Raw genomic sequence first — 21,832 nt, forward strand, 5'->3', positions numbered from 1 at the left:
GGCCATTCAGGAGTTCGACATGAATAAAGTTCCCAACCAACACCCGGCGCAAGCCGACGAAATCATGGTCGTCGAGATTCGCGGTAATCGCCGTCACGACATCGCCGAGGATTACGAAGACGATATGCAGATGACTGCCGGCCGAGACCGGGGCGGGTTTATCCCGGTCAGGCGCAACGCAAAAAAAGCCGAAAAAAGCGACCGTTATTGAGATCGCCGATGTTGATGCCGGAATCGGCGCGCGGCAATGCCTAAACCCATACAAGGAAACCCTTATGAAGATTGTTTCGAACCCATTGATCGGACTCGGCGGCGCCATGCTGTTGAGCGTTTACACCTGCAACGTCCAAGCGGCCGATAGGCACTTCGCGTTGGCGCTGGAGCATGCCAACGCCGCCGACAGTGCCGGCGACGTCAAAAGCATCGTGGATCATGCCGATGAAGCCAAGGTGCATATCATCGTCATAGAGGAGCATATGAAAGCCAGTCTCAAGAGTCTGGATGCGGCGATCGGGCATGCAAAACAAGGCCATGCCGACTTGGCGAAAAAATCCTCGGAAGACGCGGTGTCGCATTTGAACTCCGCTAAATAAGGCCGGACGGTTTTCGATGCCGATGACAACGGCGGGCTAATCCCCGCCGTTTTTTTATGCGTGGCGGATCGTGAGTCGCTGACCTTACCCCGGTATACCAACATATAGCTTTCGCGCTTCAAATTTCGGCACATCCGCTCCCTGTCGCCCGCCGGGTGATGGATAGGGCGAGGGGATAAAAAACCGAAATTTTAAGTGCGATGGCTATAGCGCGCGGTTAGAGGCTTCAGCCGCAAACCAGGGAGTTGCGAGGATAGACGCTTGGGGGAGGCAAGGGAATGGAATGGCGCGATCAGCTCAGCTTATGAGTCAGCGGCGCCGGAAGAGCCAGCCAAAAAAAGGCCGGCGCGAGCATCAAGCTCGCGCCGGCTATCCCTAACTAGAACTTAGGAAACCTTCGATTTAGCTCGGCCGGTGTACAACAAGCCCAGCAAGGCGCTGGTCATCATCCACACCGAAGCGGGTAGCGGTACGGTGGCGGGGCCATCGTCCGTGGCTTTCGAAGGACTAATGTCGAACGCGTACAGAAAGTGCAAATTATCGAATTCCTCCGTGTCGGCGAAAGCCAACATCACCGCATCCGAACCCAAATTGGCGTTGCCGAATGCGGCGCTCCAAACGCCGCCGGACAACATGCCGACTTGGAAATTGCTAGAGCCCAGCAAGGTGCCGGAAGCGGTCGCGGTGCCGATATGGTAATTGGCTCCGCTGGCAACGAACGATACCGCGCCGACACCGGTAAAGGAGAGGACGGGCGCGGCCGCGCCGATCATCGCCGTGTCTTCGAAAATTCCGAAGGTATCGGTCAGCGAAGGGAACGGAAACGATGACGTGCTAAACGACATAAAGTTAACGTCGCCGTCGTTCGGTGCCCAAACGCTAGCGGAACTAGCGCCGGAAACCGCCAATAGGCACGCGGCGAGCGAGGTCTTTAAATAGGGGATCTTTTTCATAGGTATTTCTCGATAGGTTTAAGTGAACAAATTGCCATCCAATGGCGCTTACCCCTCGGCCGGTTTTGCCTGGCAAGACCGGCTTTGACAGAGTTCTTGCGACCATGCATTTCGCGGAGCCTAGCCCCGCTCGGTCTTTGTGTCAGGCGCGCGCCACGGGCAGCCAAGGCAATAGCAACGCGCTGGTTGGATCGTGGACGTTAAGAAAAGGGGTGCCGGTGCACGTGGGCAAGCAAACCTACGCTTCGACGAAGGTGTGGTGGAACTAAGGGTGGGGCGACAGCGGTTTGCTTGCCGCTGATTACCAATACTTGGGAGCGTTGAACCAGCTGTCCGGCAAATCGGAAACATGCAATCCAATGATCGCGATCCGTGCCAAGGATGTGAATTTAATCGGGTTGGGTATTGATTTCGGTAAAGTCATGTTGCCAGTTTAAGCACTTGTAGTGGCTGCGTCGGTACGTTATCCAACATTGCGATCAGCGCGATTCGCCGGCGCGGTCATGTGCCAATTGATGTTTGAGGTACTCGTGCCGACCGCGAATCAGTTGCTGAGGTTGGTCACTTAAAATCGCTTTGAGCCATTTTTAGTTGTCAATCTAGTCGGTTGTCGGGATCGCCTTGTCTGATTGTCGAGAACAACGATGACATAACGCAGTAACCCTACCCCTGCGGGGCTACTTCAGCCGCCAGCGGCGGATGGTACGGCCAGTTTTTCGAACGGACGGTAATTTTTCAAGTGGCTCGGTACTATGATTAAGTAAACCGAATTTTGGAAAATACGCGAAAAGAAATAAAGTAGGGGCGGTTTGAAACTACCCATTTATTGGGTATTGCGAAGTACTCGATCGCACTGAATGATCGGAAGCATGGGCAAGGTAGATTGCGCATTTTTTCAGTAGCGGCAATCGCTTGTGCGCGTCAGGGGGCATGATGAAAAGTTTGACCGTATCTCTTGTGATCGCCGCGCCATTATTGATTTGGGCGACAGTCTCGCTGGCCGCATCCTCTACCGAGGAAGAAGACTTGGCGCAGGTTTACGGCGGCGAGGAAATGGTCAGCATCGCCACTGGCACCAAGCAACCGGTCAGCAAGGCGCCGGCGGTGGCGTCCGTGGTCACCGCGGCGGACATCAAGGCCATGGGCGCGACGGACATCGACGAGGTGTTGGAAACCGCACGTGGCACGCAGCTATCTTGGATACAACCCGATTTATACGTTTCGCGGTGTTTATTCCGGCTTCAACCCGCAGGTGCTGATGTTGATCAACAGCGTCCCCATCACCTCCTACACGGGTGACAGGAACTTGAGTTGGGGCGGCATGCCGGTGCAGGCCATCTCCCGCATCGAAGTGGTACGCGGACCGGGCTCGGCCCTATATGGCGCCGATGCTTTCGCCGGTGTGATCAACATCATCACCAAGACCAAGGACGAGATCAACGGCACGGAAGTAGGCGGGCGAGTCGGCAGTTTCGATACCTATGACGGTTGGGCCTTGCGCGGCGGCGAATGGGCCGGCTTCGACGTGGCCGCAAGCTTGGAATACCACACCTCCGCCGGGCAGAAATCCATTATCGAATCCGATTTGCAGAGCCAATTGGACCAGGCTTTGGGCACCCACGCCTCGCTGGCGCCCGGTCCGGTCAACCTATCGCGCGACAATTTGGACGCGCGTCTGGATTTGTCCCGCGACCATTGGCGCTTCCGCAGCGGCCTGCAGCATCGCGACAATTACGGCAGCGGGGCCGGCGTGATACAGACCCTGGATCCGGTGACCATGATAGGCAGCGATCGCTGGAATGCCGATCTCACCTACCAGAACGCTGACTTCGCCGAGAATTGGGAGATGATGGCGCGACTCAGTTATTTGGATGGCGACCAGCATAATACCGGGGCTTTTCCTCCAGGCGCTCGCTTACCCATAGGTGCCAACGGTCTGATCGATTTCGCCAATCCGGTGCAATACGTCACGTTTGCCAACGGTTTCAGAGGCGTTCCGGAAAACTGGGAACGTCACGCTCGCGCAAACCTTGCCGCCGTTTATCGAGGCTTTTCGGCGCATACCTTGCGTCTGGGTGCCGGCTTCAACTACGACAGCATTTACAAGGTACGGGAGCAGAAAAATTTCGGTCTGGATCCGGTCACGGGAACCCCAATTCCCTTGCTGCCGGGCACCCCGCTGGTGGATGTCTCGAACACACCGTTAGTTTATCTGCCGACCAAGGATCGCACGGACGCGTTTTTCCTGATCCAGGACGAATGGGCATTCGCTAGAGACTGGCAGTTGACTGCCGGTATGCGTTACGACCGCTACTCGGACTTTGGCGAGACGGTCAATCCACGAGCGGCCCTGGTTTGGGAGACCCGTTACGATCTGACCACTAAGCTGATGTACGGGTAGTGCCTTCCGCGCACCGGCCTTCATTGAGCTCTATAACGTCAACAATCCCGGAGCCAACGGTAATCCGCGCCTGAAACCGGAAACCATGGATAGTCTCGAGCTGGCCTTCGACTGTCGCCCCTTGGACAAACTGCGCTTGGGCGTCAATTTCTTCCATTATTGGTGGAAGGATGTTATTCGTTTCGTGCCGGACATCGGCTCAACCAGCATAACGGCCCAAAATACCGGCAGCCAAAACGGCTATGGCGGCGAACTGGAGGCCGAATGGAAAGCCCTAGACACCCTCAAACTGGCGGGAAACTATTCCTACCAAAAGTCCACGGACAGTACTACCCATCAAGATGCCGGCTACGCGCCTCATCATCAGGTTTATCTACGCGCTCAGTGGGAATTTTTGCCCGACTGGCAATTCACCCCCCAGATTAAATGGATCATCGACCGCGATCGGGCCGCCGGCGACAATCGCCCGGCCATGGACGATTACGCCTGGGTCGATTTGACTCTCCGCCGCAAGAATATCCACGATCAATTCGAAGTGGCCTTCTCGGTGCGCAATCTGTTTGATGTGAATGCCCGCGAGCCTAGTCCGGGAGCGGCCATCCCCAGCGACCTGCCCTTGGCGGGGCGGGGAAATCAGAGTTAATTTTTAGCCATAACTATAATTAAACCCAATTTTAGACGTGACACTAAATGAAACATGGCATGGAAGAGTTCAGGGCTAACTACTTAAAACCGGCAATGTGTCAAATTTGATCGGCCAAAAAGGTCGGGTAAAGGCAACGAGGGCACGATCGTTATTTTCCAATTGCGGCACAAATGATTGCTCAAAAGGAGGCGTCATGAAAAATACGGTCGCAAGTCTCGCCGCCACGGTGCCGACATTGCTTTGGATCACGGTCTCGCTGGCCGCGCCGAATGCCGAGGAAGAAGACTTGGCGCTGGTTTACGGCGACAAAAACACCGTCAGTATCGCCACCGGCAGTCCGCAGCCGTTGCAACGCGCACCCTCGACCGCGACGGTGATCACCGCCGAAGACATCGCGGCGATGGGCGCCAAGGATCTGGACGAGGTGCTGGAAACCGTGCCGGGCGTGCATGTCGAGCGGTCCTACATCGAATACACACCGATGTATCAATTTCGCGGCATCGTCGGCAACCCCACCAATCCTCAGGTCTTGATGCTGCAGAACGGCATTTCGATAAATACCCTGTTTCGTGGCGACAGGGGGCAAGCCTGGGGGGGGCTGCCGCTGGACAACATCGCCCGCATCGAGGTGATTCGCGGCCCCGGCTCGGCCCTATATGGCGCCGATGCTTATGCCGGCGTCATCAACATCATCACCAAAACCGCCAAGGACATCGACGGCACCAAAATCGGGGCGCGCGGCGGCTCGTTCGATACCTGGAACACCTGGGCGCAACACGGCGGCAAATGGGGCGAGGTGGATGTCGCGGCCTACGTCAATGTCGGCGCCACCGACGGTTTCAAGAAAACCATCATCGAGGATTCCCAAACGTCGCGCGACCAGTTTTTCGGCACTCATGTCTCCGAAGCGCCGGGGCCGGTCAACACCGGCTACGATAGCGTAGACGCCAACCTCGATCTGGCTTACGACAAATGGCGCTTACGCTCCGGCTATAAGCTGCGAGACAATCTCGGCATGGGGGTCGGTCAGACGGCGACGCTCGATCCCATCGGCACCGAAACCAGCGAACGCATCAACGCCGATTTGTCCTGGAACGACGCGCAATTCGCCAAAAACTGGGGGCTGGGCTTCATGGCCAGTTTCCTGCACTACAAGGAAGATGCCAATAACTATCACATGTTCCCTGCCGGGACCCGACTCGGCCCGTTTAATTATCCGGACGGCATGATAGGCTCGCCGGCGCGCTGGGAGCGGCAAATCCGGATTTCGGCCTTCGCCAACTATACCGGCTTTACCGACCACAACCTGCGCATAGGCTGGGGCCACGACGACCTGAACCTTTATAAAACCCGGACCTTGAAGAATTTCTTTTTATTGCCTAACGGCTTACCCATGCCGACGGGTGCCGTTACCGACTATGGCAGCATCCAACCGCATATTTTGCCCCATACCCGCATCGACGATTATTTTTACCTGCAGGACGAATGGAGTTTCGCCCCGGATTGGACCTTGACCGCAGGGGTGCGCTACGACAGTTATTCCGATTTCGGCGTTACCGTCAATCCGAGACTGGCGATGGTCTGGAACGTCGATCTGGACCTGACTGCCAAATTCCTCTGGGGCCGGGCCTTTCGCGCGCCGTCTTTCAACGAGCAGTACGGCATCAATCCGTCCGGGGGAGGCAATCCCGGTCTGCAACCCGAAACCATGGACACCTACGAGGTCGATATCAGTTGGCAGGCACGCCGCGATACCGAAGTAAACCTGAGCTTTTTTCAATACGATTTGGCTCAGATCATTTCTGCCGTCGCCAATCCAGCGCCGGCGCCAGGACTCGCTTTTCAAAACACCGGCAAACAATATGGTCGCGGACTGGAACTGGAAACTACCTGGGATGCCACCTCTTCATTGAGGCTGACCGGTAATTATTCCTTCCAGACCTCGATCGACGAAACCCACAATCAGGATGCCGGCTACATGCCGCACCACCATGTCTATGCGCGCAGCGACTGGCGTTTCATGCAACCCTGGCTGGCCAGCGTTCAAGTCAACTGGGTGGGCGACCGCAAGCGTGCCTACGGCGACGCCCGGCCGCCGATACGCGATTACACGACCTTCGACCTGACGCTGCGCACCGATAATAGTAAAAAGGGCTGGGATTTCGCGGCGTCGATCCGCAACCTGTTCGATGCCACGGTACTGGAACCCAGCCTGGCGCCGGGCACCTCACTCCCCTATGATTTACCGATGCCTGGGCGTTCGTTTTATCTGCAAGCGACTTTTTCGTTTTGAAGCCGATGACCAGATTCCTCTATAGCCGACGGCGGCACAACGGCTTAATAGCGGCGCTGATGAGTCTTTTACTGCTGACCTCTATCCCAACGGCCGTCGCCTTTCAGACGGGGAAAACAGCCGTTGCGATCATTTATCCCGACATCGCCGAGCCCTACCGCACCGTGTTCGAACAGATTATTAGCGGTATCGATTCCACAACCCAGACTGTCAAATATGCCGTAGCGCCGGACGTGAACATCAATGACCTGAAAAACGGTTTACGCCAACAAAATATCAAGGTGGTCATCGCGCTTGGGCGACAGGGCATGGGCATCGCCGCCAGCCTGGATCGAGACATCGGCGTGGTGATGGGCGGCGTCATCACTGCGCCGGACAATGGCATCCGCGATTTGCCGTTACACAGCCTGTCGCCGGACCCGGCCTTGTTGTTTGAGTTGCTCAAAAAACTGTTGCCAGCCACGCGTCGCGTGTTCGCGGTTTACAACCCAAAGCAAAATGCCTGGCTGATACGCCAGGCAAAAATGTCGGCGCGCAGTCTAGGCTTGGAACTGGTGACGTACGAAGCGCAGGATTTGCATAGCGCGGTGCAAGGTTATCAGGACTTTTTCAACAACGCCGACAGTCGCCAAGATGCGTTGTGGCTACTTCAGGATTCCACCACGGTAGAGGAAAGTTCGGCACTGCCCTTGGTGTTGCAGGAGTCCTGGAACCGGAACCTGGCGGTTTTTTCCAGCAATTTCGGCCATGTCCGGCGCGGGGTGCTGTTCTCGCTTTATCCCGATAATGGCAAAATGGGCGGTCATCTGGCCGATATGGCGTTAAGGTTTCTGGCGTCCGGCGACTACGGAGAGCACGGCGTGATTTTGCTACGGGAGGTGCTGACGGCCATCAACCTACGCACCGCCAAACACCTTGATATCAATACCAGTCGACAGCAAGATTTCGATGTGGCGTTTCCCGATGAATAATCTTCCCGGACCATGAAACCACAGTTCGCTTCTTTCCTGGACAAATACACATTCCAACGCCAGCTTGGCGTTACGATTGCTGTCGGTATTTTTTTGCTGGCATTGTTCGCTTCCGTTGTCGGATCGTGGCTCGGCAATCAACGGGTGCGCGGCAACTTGCTGGATCAGGGGCGGGGTATCACCGCCAGCCTTGCGCGTCAAAGTGCGCTGGCTCTGGTTTACGCTTCCGGCGATAACGCGACGGAAGCCGTCAACACCACCTTGGCGTTTCCCGGCGTCGTCGGCTTGGAAATCCGCGATGCCAACCGGCAAGTATTGTTAAAACGCGGAACGACCGATTCCAGCGAGCTTTTCCAAGCGCCTGCCGCGGCCGATATCGGCAAGGCCGACCCGGCGCAAGCCGTGTTTCTCGACGCCGAAAGCCCAAATTCATGGCGCTTTATCGCGCCGGTGTATTCTCAACCTGCCAGTTCGCCCTTCAATGAAATCGTCGCGCCGGAGTTGCTCGGCGAAGTAATCGTCGTGGTGAGTAAGGCGGCACTGGTGCAGACGACCGCCAGCATTTTCGTCGCCAATCTGACGACATCCTTTTCTTTTGCGCTGCTGTTTCTGGCCTTGATCCGCATGTTGACCAAGCGGATGACGCAACCGCTGATTCGGCTATCGGCGGTCATGAGACGCGCCGAAGCCGGCAAATCGTTGGTACGGGCGGCGCTGACCGGGCCGAAGGATATTGTCGACATGGCCCAAGCGTTCAACGGCATGATGTCGGTACTGGAGGCGCATGCCGCGGAAAATGCCCAAATCTACGCAGAGTTACAGCAAAGCGAAGCCCAATACCGTCGGATCGTGGACACGGCGAACGAGGGCATATGGGTTCTGGGGCCGAACGCCAGAACTACCTTCGCCAATCCTAGAATGGCCGATATGCTCGGCTACACTTGTGAAGAAATGCATGGCCGGCCAATCACAGACTTCATGTTCGAGAAGGATGCGCCGGATCACTTGATAAAAATGGAGAACCGGCGACTAGGTCTTGCGGAGCATTACGAACGCCGCTTCCGCCGTAAAAACGGGCAGGCGGTGTGGACGGTTGTTTCTGCCGCTCCCATTCTTGACGACGAACAGCGCTTTCAGGGTTCTTTTGCGATGTTCACCGACATTACCCAACGCAAACAAGCGGAAGACGAACTGAGACAATACAAGGACCAACTGGAGGAGACAGTACGGCAACGCACGGCGGAGCTGTTGCTGGCGCGCGATGCCGCCGATGCGGCCAACAAGGCCAAGAGTATGTTCCTGGCTAATATGAGCCATGAATTGCGCACCCCCATGAACGCCATTCTCGGCTTTTCCAGCATGATGCGCCGCGACCCGCAACTCAGCAGCCAGCAAGCCGAAAACTTGGAAATCATCAACCGTAGCGGCGAACATCTGTTGAACCTGATCAACGACGTGCTGGAAATGGCCAAGATCGAATCGGGCCGCCTGCAACTGGAAATAGCCCCGTTCGACCTCGGTGCTATGGTGCGGGACGTCGTCGAAATGATGCAAATCCGCGCCAGGGAGAAAGCCTTGCAGCTGCTGCTCGACCAGTCGTCCGAGTTCCCACGCTATATCCGTAGCGACGAAGCGAGGATACGGCAAATTCTCATCAATCTGATCAACAATGCGGTGAAATTCACCGAACACGGCGGCGTGACGATGCGTCTGGGCGCCAAGAACAATGCCCGGTATCATCTGCTGATCGAGGTCGAGGATACAGGTCCCGGTATCGCGCCGGAAGACCGAAGCCGTTTGTTCGAGCCCTTTGTACAACTGGGCGAGGCGGACGCGCAGCACGGTACCGGCCTGGGTTTGGCTATCACCCGCCAACTCGTGCAGATGATGGGCGGCAGTATCAGCGTCGAGAGCAGCGTGGGTAAGGGATCTCTGTTCCGTGTCGATCTACCGGTGGAAACGGCGAGCGGCACCGACATTTTGGGCGCGGAACCCCGGAAACCGGGCGAAGTGGTAGGACTTGCCCCAGGCCAACCCCGATATCGGATCATGATCGTCGAGGATCAGCACGAAAATCGGCTATTGCTCAGCCGGCTGATGACGGGCCTAGGACTGGAAGTCAAAATTGCCGGTAACGGCGCCCAATGTCTGGAACTGTTCCAGTCTTGGCAACCCGATTTGATCTGGATGGATAGGCGCATGCCGGTAATGGACGGTATCGAAACAACGCAGCGACTTCGCCAGTTACCGGACGGCCAGACGGTCAAAATTGTCGCCGTCACCGCCTCGGCGTTCAAGGAACAGCAGCAGGAAATGCTGAACGCCGGCATGGACGACTTCGTGCGTAAACCTTACCGCTTCGAGGAAATCTACGACTGTCTGGCGCGGCAACTGGACATAAAATTCATTTACCACGAGAGTGCGGCCGAAGAGCAGCCCGAGCCAGTCGCTTTAACCGCTATGATGCTGAAGGTTTTGCCGGCTGAATTGTGTAACGATCTGAGAGAGGCGCTGGTGAGCCTGAACATCGAACGCATCTCAGCCATCATCCAACAAATCGGCGAGATCGACCCAAAACTAGGTCTTGCCCTATCCCGGCTTGCGAATGTTTTCGATTACCCGAGCATACTGTCGGCGTTGAACGGGTTAGGGGAGGCTGGCGACCGTAATTGACCGGAATCCTTACTTTCATTGGCGCACCTTTGGGGCCGTCGATAAGGCTTTCGCTTGATTTTTATAACTATTCAGCGCGAAGTAAAAATGCCCTCTCCCAACGGAGCGGGGGGATGAGCACCTCAATGTCAGCTATGCCGTTCGCTGAGCGGCGTCGAAGCGAAATGGCTTCGGCTCCGCTCAGCCACCGCCTTATTTCGGTTCCGTTCATCCAGCGGCTTACATTGACTGTAACCGATTAACTTAACGCCACGGGTAACGACCCTCCCCCAAAACGCCCTCTGAATGGTTACGAATTTTTCACGCTACAGCATTGGATTCGTTGGTCAAGATTGCGGTTACCACCTCAAAAGATCTGCCGCTCGTGACTGGTGGTAACGTCGGTTTTTTCGAACGGATGGTAATTTTGCAAGAGGCTCTAACGTAAAAATTTATGTGGCTTGACGATTTTCTGATGGGGGTTTGTTGGAAACCCTATCGGATAGGATGCTATCGATTGCGACTAGGGACGGGGCGGGGTTGGATCGCTGCTACCCGAGCTTGCGAGCTTATCGGGTGCGGTCGTCGGCATCGAACGCCGAGCTCGGCGCAATGCGGCGCTTGTCCGGATTCGGGATGAGTGCAGGTGCTTTGCCAGCCAGGCGATCGGTAAGGCTTTGTACAAGGCATGGGCCGAGAGCAACAGGCTCAGCGCGGCGCTCAGGGTGGTTCGGCTGTGGGGTTCGCGTTGACCGAGCCGGCCGGATGATGGCGCGGAACTCGGTGGCGCCGGGCAGTGACTCAGTTCGCCGGCGACAAAGCCGATGCCGCCGGCCAACAACAAGCTGGCGGGCGCGGTCATTTGTTTGTACAGGCTGCTGAGTAGCACTGCGCCGTCCGTTTTGATGGAGCGACGCCGCTCGGCCAGTTGCCGTTCGGCATGGCTGATTTGCGCATCCAAAGAGGGGCCGGCGGGTTTGGATAGTGGCCGGAACCGCATCAGCGCAGGTCCCGATCGGTATGTCGTTCGGCCAGGGGCTTGAGACTGCGTTGCGTGGCAGGGAATTGCAAAAAGCGGGCGCGGCGACGGATGATGCCGAACAGGCTCAACGCCAGCACTAAATTGCAGGCGACCGCCAACCAGATGGCGCTGCTGGCCCGCAACTCATGCTCGATTAGCCATTGCACGCCGGCTGCCAGCGAGCCCAGCCAGGCCGCGCTGAGCAGCAAGCCCAGCATGACCGCGGCAATCAACATCGTCACCAGGCTTTGGCCGGCCCGCCGCGTTTCCAGCGCGGCGAGCCGAAAGCGATCGTGATTCAAATCCTGGTATTCCGCCCACAGAGAGCCCATCTGAGCCAGCAAGCCGGCGTCGGCCGGCGATTCGGCGGGCATCGCCGAAAAAGCGCCGGAGTCGTCGCCCGAGTTGGCGGAAGTTTTCGGGGCCATGCCGGGCAGCGCGGTTTAGCGGCTGCTCAACAGACGGCTGAGCAAAAAGCCGCCCGCCACCGCGATGCCCAATGCCGTTACCGGATTGTCGCGGATATAAACCTGGCAGTTTTTTACGATGCGCTGCTCGGCCGTTTTCAGCTGTTCGCCTTTTTGGTCCAGCGTTTCGGCCGCTTGGTTGGAGGCGTTGGCGATCATATCGACCGCTTCGTGGGCGTAATTGGATGCTTTATCGATGGTTTCCATAATGGTTTTCCTGTTTATTTAAGGCGCATGTCGTTCTTGACCGATTCCACGCCCTTGACGCTGCGGGCAATCGATACGGCTTTGTCGATGTCGGACCGCGTGCCGACGAAACCACTCAATTGCACGATGCCCTTGAAGGTTTCCACGTTGATTTGACCCGAACGGAGGTTGGGTTCGTCGAACAGCTGCGCTTTAACCTTGGTCGTGATCACGCTGTCGTCGATGTATTCGCCGGTTCCTTCGTGTTTATTGGTGGACGCGCACCCGGCGCTTAAAAGTAGTGTCAGTGCCACCAGCAGGGCGGAAGCGGATTTAGTCAGTGTTTTCATTGGTATGCACCTAAGAGGAAATGAATCGGGCCGCTTCGAATCGGTTCCGGATGATTCCAACGCCTGGGGTCTGGGTTGGATAGAACGAGTGAAGCCGTGGAGTCACTGTAACCGGGGCGCGTCGGATAGTCGGTGTGCTAGCGAACATAGTTTGCAAGGCGATTGAATGATCGAATGCGTAGGGCGCCGGCCGCCCATGGTTCGGCAAATCCGGCGCTATCTGGCTATGTGCGATACCGCACCGACAGCCGCTCTCTGTTGCGAATAAGCTACTTAACAGCTTTTTTACAACACGGCGCCGTACGCTTCTGTCCGCTCGTGGCAATACCGGACACAGAGCAGCTCGGAGGCCACACCGGTCAGTTTGGCCGGGCGGCGCGGCGAGTTTTGAATCCCCATTTTTACTCAAAGGAACGATTATGCTGAAAAAACACTTACTGCCGTTCGCGCCCTTGGTCGGTTTCGCGATCCTGCCTAGCGTTCACGCGGTGGAGCCCTATCCAGACAACCGCTGGTACGTCGCGCCGTTCGCGACCTTCATCAATAGCGGCGGCGATCGGCGGGCCAGCGACGGTTGGGGCGGTGGGGTCGGTGTCGGTAAAATCATCGATCAGCACTTTAACGTCGAGTTAAAAGGTTTTTATCAAGGCTTTGGCGGGTCGAACGGACCTTGGGATTTGGTCGGCGGCAGCGCCGACCTGCAATATTATTTGTTCCGCGACAAGTTCTCGCCTTACGCGGTTGTTGGCTTGGGCGGCATGAACACCTGCGCGTCCGCCAACTGCGGTATCGGATTCATCGGCGAAGCGGGCGTCGGCGCCAGTTACGAAGTCAACGACCATTTGCTGATACGCAGCGACGTACGTTATCGCTACAACAACAATTTTAATGCCCAGGTGCAACCCGGCACCGACGAATTCCACGACATGACCGTCAATTTAGGCGTGGTGATTCCGTTCGGCGATAAACCCAAATACGCGGCGAAGACCGACACGCGCGCCGCGCCGGCGCCGTTTGCGGTGGCGCCCAAACCCGATTGCAGCACCTTGGATTCCGACGGCGACGGCGTGAACGATTGCCTGGATAAATGTCCCGGCACCATCAAGGGCGCTATCGTCGATGCCAAGGGCTGCGCGGTTCGGCTGATATTGAAAGGTCAGCATTTCAAATACGACTCGGCCGAGCTGAGCTTGAATGCCAAGGAACTGTTGGACGGCGTTGCCAAGGACTTGATCGCGTTTCCGCAGAAAAACGACATCCAGGTGCAAGGCCACGCCAGCAGCGAAGGCAGCGATTCCTACAACATGAAACTGTCGCAACGCCGGGCCCATGCGGTCGTCGACTATTTGAAAATGAAAGGCGTGACCAACAAACTATCCGCGCAAGGTTACGGCGAAACTCAACCGATCGCCGACAACGAGACCGAAGCCGGCAAGGCCGAGAATCGCCGGGTCGAGCTGATCTGGATCGAATAGCGGCGATACCGGTAGTCGCCGGTCCGTGGGGTTCGGGCAATCCGAGCGCCGCGGACCGGCGAGCGCGCGTTGCAACGACCGACGCTAACGGCTTGGGCAAGACCGTCGTGCGGTCTCTAAGCCGAGTCGTTGCCTGGGTGTTGATCTTCAATGCGCGATGGGCGCCTAGCCTCCCGCCGCGTGAACATTCGTCCGTTGCCGACTGGGGCTTCGGCATCGAATCGGTGCCTTGTTTCCCGCTCGAGGCTCGCTTCGTGTATCCTTGTCGCCGCCCTGCCGCTACCTAGTCGAAATTTCCTCGGTCCGGCGCCGCACACAAACCTCGGCGTAGACCAAACGGAACGAAGTCCCCAACTCGACTGTCCATCTTCCTGCGGCGCGTTACTTCTCGGTACGCGCGCGGACCTCGCCACGCCAAATTCGAATTCACCAAACCCAAGGAACCTAAAACGTGTTGGACCCGCAAAACCGAATGTCCAGCCGCCATCGGAGTGATCCGGTCGGGTACGGACTGGAGAATGTCTTAAGACAGGCGGGTGGTGCGCGCTTCGGAAGGCATGTTCCGAATGGCGCCGCCTGCTTCGTTGGGCTCGGTTCGCTACCCGCGTCAAGCGGTCAGTTTCACGATACAGACTTTAAACCGGCGATGTTCCGCTCATTGCCACCCCCTCAATCAGGAGAATCATCCCATGGGCTCATCAAGCCAATACCGTTCCGTCTTTTCCGCCGCGACCAGGCAGGAACGGCTGGATAACTTTGACAATTACTGGACGTTTACCCAACAACACGGTGGGGAGTTATTGGAAGCGGAGCGCGATTTAGCTAAAAAACGCGCACGCTTGCAGTATTTTCAAGAGCACCCGGTGCGCTTGCGCAAACCCTTGTCCGATCCGGACGCGTTTTACCGTAACTATGTAACGATGCAAGACGATCCCCGCGCCTTGGATAGACTCACGTTAATGCTGACGAGTATTTACAAGTTTGCCCGGCATGAATGGGTCGGCATCAAAGCAGCCTGGGAAGTGGTGCCGACGATGGCCGATTCGCACAGTGTCGAGGATAAAATCAGCCGGGTGCATTTGGCCGAGGAATTTTGCCATTGGCGCTTGTTCGACGAAATGCTCAAGACCTGCGGCCTGGACCGCGTGGAATGGGCGCCGTTGAGCCCCGGCAAGGAATGGTTTTATCGCCAGTTTCCGAAATTACCCGGCTATTTAATGGATACCCCGGCCTTCGTTACCGAACTAATGGGTGTGACTTACTATTGCCACTTACACCGTCTGTTCGACGACGTGCTGGCCGAAGAGCCGGAAGTGCGAGACCGTTTAAAGGCTTTACTCGACGAAATCACGATAGACGAGATCGCCCACGTTGGGCAGCGCCGAAACTTTATCGGTCCGATCGGAATTCGGATTTCCCGAATTTTGGTGAAACCGTTTTACAAACTGTTTTTCAACGATATTCCCGAAGTGGCGTTGTTATTCGACGTCGAGCAAATGATAAAACACGGCGAAAGCTTTGATTACAACGATTTGCCGGAGTATATGAGGGCCCGCAGTTGGATACCGTCTTACTGCAAAGCCTAGGGAAGCGCAGAGCAAATCCTTAGTTAGGCCGAATCACCCGCGAAAATGAACCTGCCGGTGTCTTGTAAAGTACACCGGCATTTTGCGCATCAGCCCGAGAATATCCCACGTCGTAAGCCCGCATCGGAAAATCCGCGGATGTTCGCCGGTGAATGGCTGCTCGCGATGAGCGGTTTTGACGGGCTGAATCCGGCGCATTCCATACACCCCCTAAAAACCGTTCTGTTTGTGTTACAAATAAGCGCCCGGTATGGTCACCGGTTTTGGTGGGCAAGTCGTTTATATCGTCCTCTTGGTCTTAGGAGAAATGTATGAAAACTCTGTTTGCTGGTTGTTTGGTGCTCGGATTATTGGCCGGTATCGGTTCCGCCCGTGCCGACGTGGTGTTAACCAGCTCGATTGCGCTACCCAGTCTTTCGGGTAGCGGTTTGAGCGGCAGTTATTATGCTTTTAATTCTTGGCCGGGAAATCTGGCGACTACCGAAACGTTGATTGGCCAGAGCAGTGGTCCGACCGCGACCTTTACCGCGACTTCGATTTGCTTCCCCACTTGCAATACGACCATCGGCGACGATTCGACACTGGCGCAATATCTTGGCGGGAATGCGGTGAACCTGTCGCCGAATAGCGTTAGCAATCTTTCGGACCACGGCCTGGTGTTAACCGGTTACCTTGCGATAGCCGCAGCTGGGTCCTATCAATTCAGCTTGGCGTCCGATGACGGCGCGAGATTGCAGATCGGCGGCACCACCGTTATCGATGCCGATGGCGACCACAGCCTGAGCGGCGGTTCCGCCAACGTCGAATTCACCAACAGCGGCTTGTATGCCTTCAAAGTTCTGGCGTTCGAGGACGGCGGCGTGACCGGGCTGACGGTATTGCAAAACGGCAACAGTTTGTCCGCCAGCCAGCTCTACGCCTCGGCGGTACCGATCCCCGGCGCCGTTTGGCTGTTTGTTTCGGCGATTGGCGGCATCGGTTTGGCTTCGCGCTCCGGGCGCACCAAGACCTGAAGTTCGACCATTTGAAACAGGGATGGCTCTGCAATTAAATGGATTCAAGGTTGCCGGCCCTCGGTGGACGCGGGGCTGGCTCAAGCCTATGCCTGGCTAGCGCTTTTCGCGCGCTTTGGCGCGGTTTATCCGGCGGCGTCCAGCTCGACCTGATACGGCCGTCGAGCACCTGCCTCGGAGCGCCAACTCGTTTAATCGCTGCAATACCTCGGGCTTGCCAATGTTGCCGGCGTCGATAATCTGGTCGCGCCTTGCAAAACTGCCAGCACTTCCGGTCGCAGCAGGCCGTGGGTGTCGGAGATGATGCCGACGCGGTGGGACACAAAGGCGACGGTTAGGATGAGAGGGCATCAAAACGGAATCATTCCAAAATTGGTCTTTTACCCATCGGTTCGACTAGACTGCGTTGTGTTGCTCGGTACTTGCTTCAAGTGCTCTGGCGCATCGTCGCCAATGGCGAACGGCGCCTCGCCGTCCCATTGCACCACGTATTGACCGAGACGCCGCTTGCGCTCCAGGGTTTTATTGACGGCAAGTTGCAGGCAATTCAACATCGCCTGGGTGTCCGAGTTTAGGGTGGATTTGGATGGTTCGCTCATGATTGGGCCTGCTGTTGTAACAAAGCAAAAAAATCGGGGCTCAGTATTTCGCGGTTCATGCCGGATTGTTGGAAAACCAGTTCCGGGGTGTCTCCGCTGTTCATGAAACAGCGAGTTTTATCGGCTTTCGGTGCGAAAATGTGCAACAAATTGTACAGGCTACGCGGAAAGCGTCGTGCAATATCCGCTTCGGGGATATTGTGGCCACCGTGGGCGACCCGTTCCGCTACTCGCAGGCGTGACATTTCGGCACTGGGCAAGGCCAGATAAATCAATTCCACCCGCCACCCTTCAGATTGCAAACGGTCTATCAGTTTCAAATAACCGCGCCCGGCCAGCGTGGTTTCAAATGCAAAATCTTGGCGCGCTGCAATGCAATCCTCGATCTCGCGCAGAAACAAACGACTGGCGGCCAGCAAATGTTGTTCCGGCGCCAGCGGCGACAGGCCTGCGGCGATCAAATCGGCGTTGACGAAACGCCGGCAGCCCGCCACCGAAGGCAGGTATTCCAGCGCGAAAGTGGTTTTGCCCGCGCCGTTGGGACCGGCGATTATCCAGCAGGTTTGCACTGTCATTTGTTACTCAAATTTTAGGTTATTACGTTCCAGCTCTTTAAATAGGCCAAATGTCACGCGTAAAGCCAATCTTTAAAATGTTTGTCGGTTATTTCAATAATGCCTTTGCCTTTTAACCAAATCTTATAAGGTGGTTTCAATTCCGAGTCTTGATATTTCGACCAATCAACTGCGAAATATTTATGTGCGGAGATTTTCATCCAACGGTCAGGTTTGTCTAAAGTCCTATCCTGTTCGTTAGAACAAACCAAATCGGTTATACAGCGAACGAAAGTATTTGAAAATTCAGAAAGCGGGTTGTTGCTTGGTGTTTTTAGGCATTCTTTAACTAAAGGGTGAGCATTATTTGCCGTCTTCACAGGCGATTGAACGGTGATTAAATTATTCACGATACCTTCATAGCGTAAGGTTTGTATATACATCATCTCGCCAGTAATTGCTTTTGACACTGCAGTTATCAATTCATCATCTGGCCGACAAATATTCAATACAATCTGATCATTAAGTAGTGACAAACAACAGCATGAAAGCACGAAAGTGTTAAGTTGAGATTGTAAGTTTGGATTTTGAACGCCTCTCTTTTCCCATTCAATAATGGATGGAGGGAACTCAATGTGCTGATTTTCTATAGTTTTAAATTTCCAGTTTTCATGGTCGTCGGATATGGTCAAAGCCGCAATTTCTGGCATTCGTTTCCAGGAGATATTTTCTCGACTATACAAAGGTATGGATACGTTTTGCCAAAGAGATTTCAAAGGAATGTAATGAGCCGCGCCATTGTGAACTACTAGAAGTTTCCAGAATGTTTCGCTGGATAAACCCTTTGGAAAGTACTCGTTTATTAGTTTTAACCATATTCTTCCGGCTGACAGATACACAATGTTGCTGAGTGACTTCCATTTTGGAGGGCGGGTTAAACCTCCAGCTTGGTCAATGGGTTCCCTAGCTGGAGTAATTTCCGGCTTTAAATTCCCCCTAACATCCAATGAATAAGGATTACACTCGATATGAGTTGGTCTCCAGCCTAGATTCATTTTAACTTCTAAATCATCCTGCCATTGTGGTCTTCCAGCTGTTCCACAAAGTAAAATACCATCAATAGATATTTGGGACTGCTCTCTATGATTAAGCTCAAAAGACTTACCTTGATATACAAGCGATAAAAACTCTTGATTGTGTTTAGGTAAAATTTGCCATGTAGCATATTTGTTTTCTAATGTTGGTAGCCCGGCGTCGTCAATTAAAAATGATTCGTGAATACAACCGCTTAGGCACTTATCAATTTCGTAAAAGTCTTGTTCTATAGTAATATACGAGTCCTTAGGCACGCCGGCTTTTTTCATTAAGGTGGGCAAATATGATGGAGTGGTTGGAATTTCGATAACCTCCTTTAATTCTTCAATTTCGCATTTGCCCCATATTGGGAATTCAGTGCCCACAGCGAAATGCTTAAGTACTGTGGCTAACTTAACATTGTCTGCCCATCTATCCAGGAAAGACGGCTTTTTACGGGAAGTGATAGTTACTGTTGTGCCAATTTCTTGCGAATCCAAGCCATTTCTGATGATGATTAAACCACCCAGTCCATTGATTTCGATGACTAATGGCTTGCCCCAGCTTTTTCCTTGACCATAGTCGCGGCGGGTTTCGATTCTGATTCGATCACCCAGCATAAAACAGGACATAAATCCAATGCCAAATTGTGAGCACGGGTCAAAATCAATGCCTTTTTTCCTGAAAGCCACCCGTTCTCGTTCATAATCCGGTGAACGGTAAAAGCTGCGCCCGGCTTTGGTAAAGAAGCGTGTGACGATATTTTCATCCATCCCCGCACCGTTATCTTTGCATTGGACGATTTCATAGCCGTTGTCATCCAGTGTGTGTAAAAAATCTACCCGCCCTTTGTTCCAATCCGTATCAGCAGAGGCAAATAGGGCCTTTCTGTAACGGAGTGCGTCCAATGAGTTTTGCAACAATTCTCTGATGCAAATATATGGTCGGTTATAAAGTTTATCGGTCATCAATAGCTTGATGATCTCATTGCGGGATAAACTGATTTCAAGGTCATGACAGATATAGCTGTTGTTTTTAGGTTTTATCCGTGAGCGGTCAGTACTTGAGGGTAAAGGAAGCTTGTAGCGTTGGAATTCCGCAGGGAATGATCGGCATAAGTTTTGGCATTCACTGAGTTCTTTATCAACCCAATCCATAAATTTGAAAGCGGCAGCTTGATACGCAGGATGAGCGTATTCGGCGGTATAACGAACCATATTTTCATTGATTTCCCAGCCTGTGATTACACGGTGTTTTTCCCATTCACGTAGGCTAATCCCAGATGAAAAATGGATGGTTCGAAACAAAACATCCGGCGTCCGGTCCGCATCAAAATCTAAAATATCTGCCAATCGCAATACGATTGCTATAAATGGCTCATTGATTTTAGTTAAGCCAATTTGTTGATCGTAAAGGTAGCCATTAGCGGGCGTTAATGTATGCGTATGAGAATAATGTGATTCGCACAATTTTGCTAAAATACTAGACAAGTTAATGCCATAAATTTCTAAACGGTTGTCTATGGAAAATGTGTCAATAACATAGTCGTATGATCTTTTAGCATGAGTTTCGCGTAGATAATCTGTTAGCATCGCAGCTTCGAGCTCGGATAATAGTCCCGCCAAACGGGTATTTTCATCATTTGTTATTTCTGTGTTTTGTAATTGCTCTTGGATCTCTTTTTGGTTGGGGTAATCGACGTACCAATTCTCACGAAAAAGTAGAAACTTTGGGTCTGAAGATAACTTTCTGTATTCCACTTCAGTCATTACCATCCCCTGGTCATGATAGTAAGCGGTTAAAATCAAAAGACACAGCTCAATAGAGTTTAATTCATCAACTGTTTCTCCCAATACCATTGCCATAATTTCAACGACACGCAGAAAATGGCTTTCATCGTGCAGTGTATATTGAGGCGATGCCGTTGGCATTGCCTTCATTCTGTCTGCGGCGTCTTCACAAATAGTCGGTATTATCTCAATGAGAGATTTCGAATTTTTATCATTTAAAGATTGAAGTTTTTTCCATAGGGTTGTTTCTTCAATTCTTTTGATATTGATTACTTTACTTGACATATTTTGATTTCATTTACTAATATCCAGGCTACTAAGTGAATACCAAATCTTGGTTGCTATATCGTGCCTAGGGTCGTGAGATGGATCGCTGTTCGCTTATTCACCGTACATTATTTGGTTACCTAGCAGGCGCTTGCTAAGCATCATAAGCAATTAATTTACCCAATTCTCAACCCGCAATCCCGGAACCCCGAGAAATTCGAGTTCATTGTTAGTCACCAGTATGCAGTCTTGTGATCGGGCATGAGCGGCCAGCCACAAGTCGTTGTTGCCTATCGGCTGGCCGGTTTTGTGAAGTTCGGCGCGGATTTGTCCGTAGTGCTCGCCGGCTGGTTCGGGCAAGTCGTAGACCGGAATCAGGCCGGTCAATTCTTCAATGGCCGCAATCGCGCGCTTCCGCGCCTGGCTTTTCTCGGCGCGGAAGCGCAATTCGGCCAGGGTAATCACCGACATAGCCAGTTCGCTGGCGGAGTGGCGGGCGAATCGCTCGCGCACGGCGGGTGGGCGATATTTGGCGATATAGATGCAGATGTTGGTATCGAGCAGGTAATGAGGGTCCATCAAAACGCTTCGCGCTATTGGGGTTGGCTGTCGTCGCGGCCTTCGGCCATGAAGTCTTCGGGTAAGGTCGAATATCGCTGCCGCGTTGATGGGGGGCGCGCAACACGACTTCGGCGCCGCGACGAAAGATTTCCACGCGGTCGGCGTTAAACCTAAAAAGAGCAGTTTGGCGATGAAAAATCCCGTTCGTCCTGAGCTTGTCGAAGGGCGCGCGGGATTTTTCATTCACCCGTTTGGTGAGTGTATTGCGAGCCGTCCATGCTTCGACGTTGCTCAGCACGAACGGCCCGCAATACACGCCAACTGCCCTTTTTAGGTTAAAGCGAAATTCCTTGGGTAAGCGCACGGCCTGGCTGTTGCCG

General features: G+C 54.1%; 20 protein-coding genes. 11 read left to right on the top strand and 9 right to left on the bottom strand.

Going from position 1 to position 21,832, the window contains the following annotated elements; translation table 11 throughout:
• The first annotated feature begins 19 nt into the window (after positions 1 to 19).
• Entirely contained in the window at positions 20 to 211 is a 192-nt protein-coding gene (locus ACQE3E_RS11085; protein WP_313727929.1) for a hypothetical protein, read from the top strand.
• A 64-nt stretch (positions 212 to 275) separates the two neighbouring features.
• Positions 276 to 593: a small metal-binding protein SmbP gene (gene smbP / locus ACQE3E_RS11090; protein ID WP_313727928.1), complete on the top strand. Its 318-nt coding sequence runs from the start codon at positions 276 to 278 to the stop codon at positions 591 to 593.
• Between the two features lie 386 nt (positions 594 to 979).
• On the opposite strand, the gene ACQE3E_RS11095 is transcribed toward smbP, so the two are convergent.
• Complete coding sequence (locus tag ACQE3E_RS11095) at positions 980 to 1,546, bottom strand: hypothetical protein (RefSeq protein WP_064031212.1); 567 nt, start codon at positions 1,544 to 1,546, stop codon at positions 980 to 982.
• 942 nt (positions 1,547 to 2,488) lie between these two features.
• On the opposite strand from ACQE3E_RS11095, the gene ACQE3E_RS11100 reads away from it, so the two are divergent.
• The 6 genes from ACQE3E_RS11100 (at position 2,489) to ACQE3E_RS11125 (ending at position 10,530) form a co-directional block, all read left to right on the top strand.
• Positions 2,489 to 2,845, top strand: a complete 357-nt coding sequence (locus ACQE3E_RS11100; protein WP_427501624.1) for a hypothetical protein — start codon at positions 2,489 to 2,491, stop codon at positions 2,843 to 2,845.
• Complete coding sequence (locus ACQE3E_RS11105) at positions 2,805 to 3,947, top strand: TonB-dependent receptor plug domain-containing protein (protein ID WP_313727926.1); 1,143 nt, start codon at positions 2,805 to 2,807, stop codon at positions 3,945 to 3,947. The genes ACQE3E_RS11100 and ACQE3E_RS11105 overlap by 41 nt, the downstream gene beginning before the upstream one ends.
• Before the next feature lie 22 nt (positions 3,948 to 3,969).
• A complete protein-coding gene (locus ACQE3E_RS11110; protein ID WP_313729444.1) occupies positions 3,970 to 4,590 on the top strand; it encodes a TonB-dependent receptor in 621 nt (206 codons plus the stop codon).
• A 196-nt stretch (positions 4,591 to 4,786) separates the two neighbouring features.
• Positions 4,787 to 6,886 carry a TonB-dependent receptor plug domain-containing protein gene (locus ACQE3E_RS11115; RefSeq protein WP_313727925.1) on the top strand — a complete coding sequence of 700 codons (2,100 nt, stop codon included), beginning with the start codon at positions 4,787 to 4,789 and terminating at the stop codon, positions 6,884 to 6,886.
• A 59-nt stretch (positions 6,887 to 6,945) separates the two neighbouring features.
• Positions 6,946 to 7,857 carry an ABC transporter substrate binding protein gene (locus ACQE3E_RS11120; protein WP_427501625.1) on the top strand — a complete coding sequence of 304 codons (912 nt, stop codon included), beginning with the start codon at positions 6,946 to 6,948 and terminating at the stop codon, positions 7,855 to 7,857.
• 12 nt (positions 7,858 to 7,869) lie between these two features.
• Positions 7,870 to 10,530 (top strand): ATP-binding protein, encoded by a 2,661-nt coding sequence (locus tag ACQE3E_RS11125; RefSeq protein WP_313727924.1) that lies wholly within the window; start codon positions 7,870 to 7,872, stop codon positions 10,528 to 10,530.
• Positions 10,531 to 11,032: 502 nt separating this feature from the next.
• On the opposite strand, the gene ACQE3E_RS11130 is transcribed toward ACQE3E_RS11125, so the two are convergent.
• From ACQE3E_RS11130 to ACQE3E_RS11145, 4 genes are read right to left on the bottom strand one after another with little or no spacing between them, the layout of a single operon-like run.
• Positions 11,033 to 11,509 carry a hypothetical protein gene (locus ACQE3E_RS11130; protein WP_313727923.1) on the bottom strand — a complete coding sequence of 159 codons (477 nt, stop codon included), beginning with the start codon at positions 11,507 to 11,509 and terminating at the stop codon, positions 11,033 to 11,035.
• The gene (locus ACQE3E_RS11135; protein WP_313727922.1) at positions 11,509 to 11,958 is read right to left on the bottom strand and encodes a phage holin family protein; all 450 of its coding nucleotides are present in this window, start codon (positions 11,956 to 11,958) and stop codon (positions 11,509 to 11,511) included. Before ACQE3E_RS11135 ends, ACQE3E_RS11130 begins: the two co-directional genes overlap by 1 nt.
• A gap of 15 nt (positions 11,959 to 11,973) precedes the next feature.
• Positions 11,974 to 12,204, bottom strand: a complete 231-nt coding sequence (locus ACQE3E_RS11140; protein WP_064031217.1) for a DUF883 family protein — start codon at positions 12,202 to 12,204, stop codon at positions 11,974 to 11,976.
• A 14-nt stretch (positions 12,205 to 12,218) separates the two neighbouring features.
• The gene (locus ACQE3E_RS11145; RefSeq protein ID WP_071157548.1) at positions 12,219 to 12,533 is read right to left on the bottom strand and encodes a BON domain-containing protein; all 315 of its coding nucleotides are present in this window, start codon (positions 12,531 to 12,533) and stop codon (positions 12,219 to 12,221) included.
• A 419-nt stretch (positions 12,534 to 12,952) separates the two neighbouring features.
• Here ACQE3E_RS11145 and ACQE3E_RS11150 point away from each other — a divergent pair, with 419 nt between their 5' ends.
• From ACQE3E_RS11150 to ACQE3E_RS11160, 3 genes are all read left to right on the top strand, one after another.
• Positions 12,953 to 14,008 (top strand): OmpA family protein, encoded by a 1,056-nt coding sequence (locus ACQE3E_RS11150; protein WP_313727921.1) that lies wholly within the window; start codon positions 12,953 to 12,955, stop codon positions 14,006 to 14,008.
• Positions 14,009 to 14,697: 689 nt separating this feature from the next.
• Entirely contained in the window at positions 14,698 to 15,594 is an 897-nt protein-coding gene (locus tag ACQE3E_RS11155) for a hypothetical protein (protein WP_168030730.1), read from the top strand.
• A 311-nt stretch (positions 15,595 to 15,905) separates the two neighbouring features.
• On the top strand, positions 15,906 to 16,607 hold the full coding sequence (locus ACQE3E_RS11160) for a PA14 domain-containing protein (RefSeq protein WP_313727920.1): 702 nt from the start codon (positions 15,906 to 15,908) through the stop codon (positions 16,605 to 16,607).
• A 380-nt stretch (positions 16,608 to 16,987) separates the two neighbouring features.
• On the opposite strand, the gene ACQE3E_RS11165 is transcribed toward ACQE3E_RS11160, so the two are convergent.
• From ACQE3E_RS11165 to vapC, 4 genes are all read right to left on the bottom strand, one after another.
• A complete protein-coding gene (locus ACQE3E_RS11165) occupies positions 16,988 to 17,206 on the bottom strand; it encodes a hypothetical protein (RefSeq protein ID WP_313727919.1) in 219 nt (72 codons plus the stop codon).
• Positions 17,203 to 17,781, bottom strand: coding sequence for a zeta toxin family protein (locus ACQE3E_RS11170; RefSeq protein ID WP_313727918.1), 579 nt, complete (start codon positions 17,779 to 17,781; stop codon positions 17,203 to 17,205). Before ACQE3E_RS11170 ends, ACQE3E_RS11165 begins: the two co-directional genes overlap by 4 nt.
• 53 nt (positions 17,782 to 17,834) lie before the next feature.
• Complete coding sequence (locus tag ACQE3E_RS11175; protein ID WP_313727917.1) at positions 17,835 to 20,909, bottom strand: HD domain-containing protein; 3,075 nt, start codon at positions 20,907 to 20,909, stop codon at positions 17,835 to 17,837.
• A gap of 153 nt (positions 20,910 to 21,062) precedes the next feature.
• Positions 21,063 to 21,470, bottom strand: a complete 408-nt coding sequence (gene vapC, locus ACQE3E_RS11180; protein WP_427501627.1) for a type II toxin-antitoxin system tRNA(fMet)-specific endonuclease VapC — start codon at positions 21,468 to 21,470, stop codon at positions 21,063 to 21,065.
• Between the last annotated feature and the right edge of the window lie 362 nt (positions 21,471 to 21,832).

This window comes from Methylomonas sp. MED-D, assembly GCF_050276835.1.
Lineage (GTDB): Bacteria > Pseudomonadota > Gammaproteobacteria > Methylococcales > Methylomonadaceae > Methylomonas > Methylomonas koyamae_A.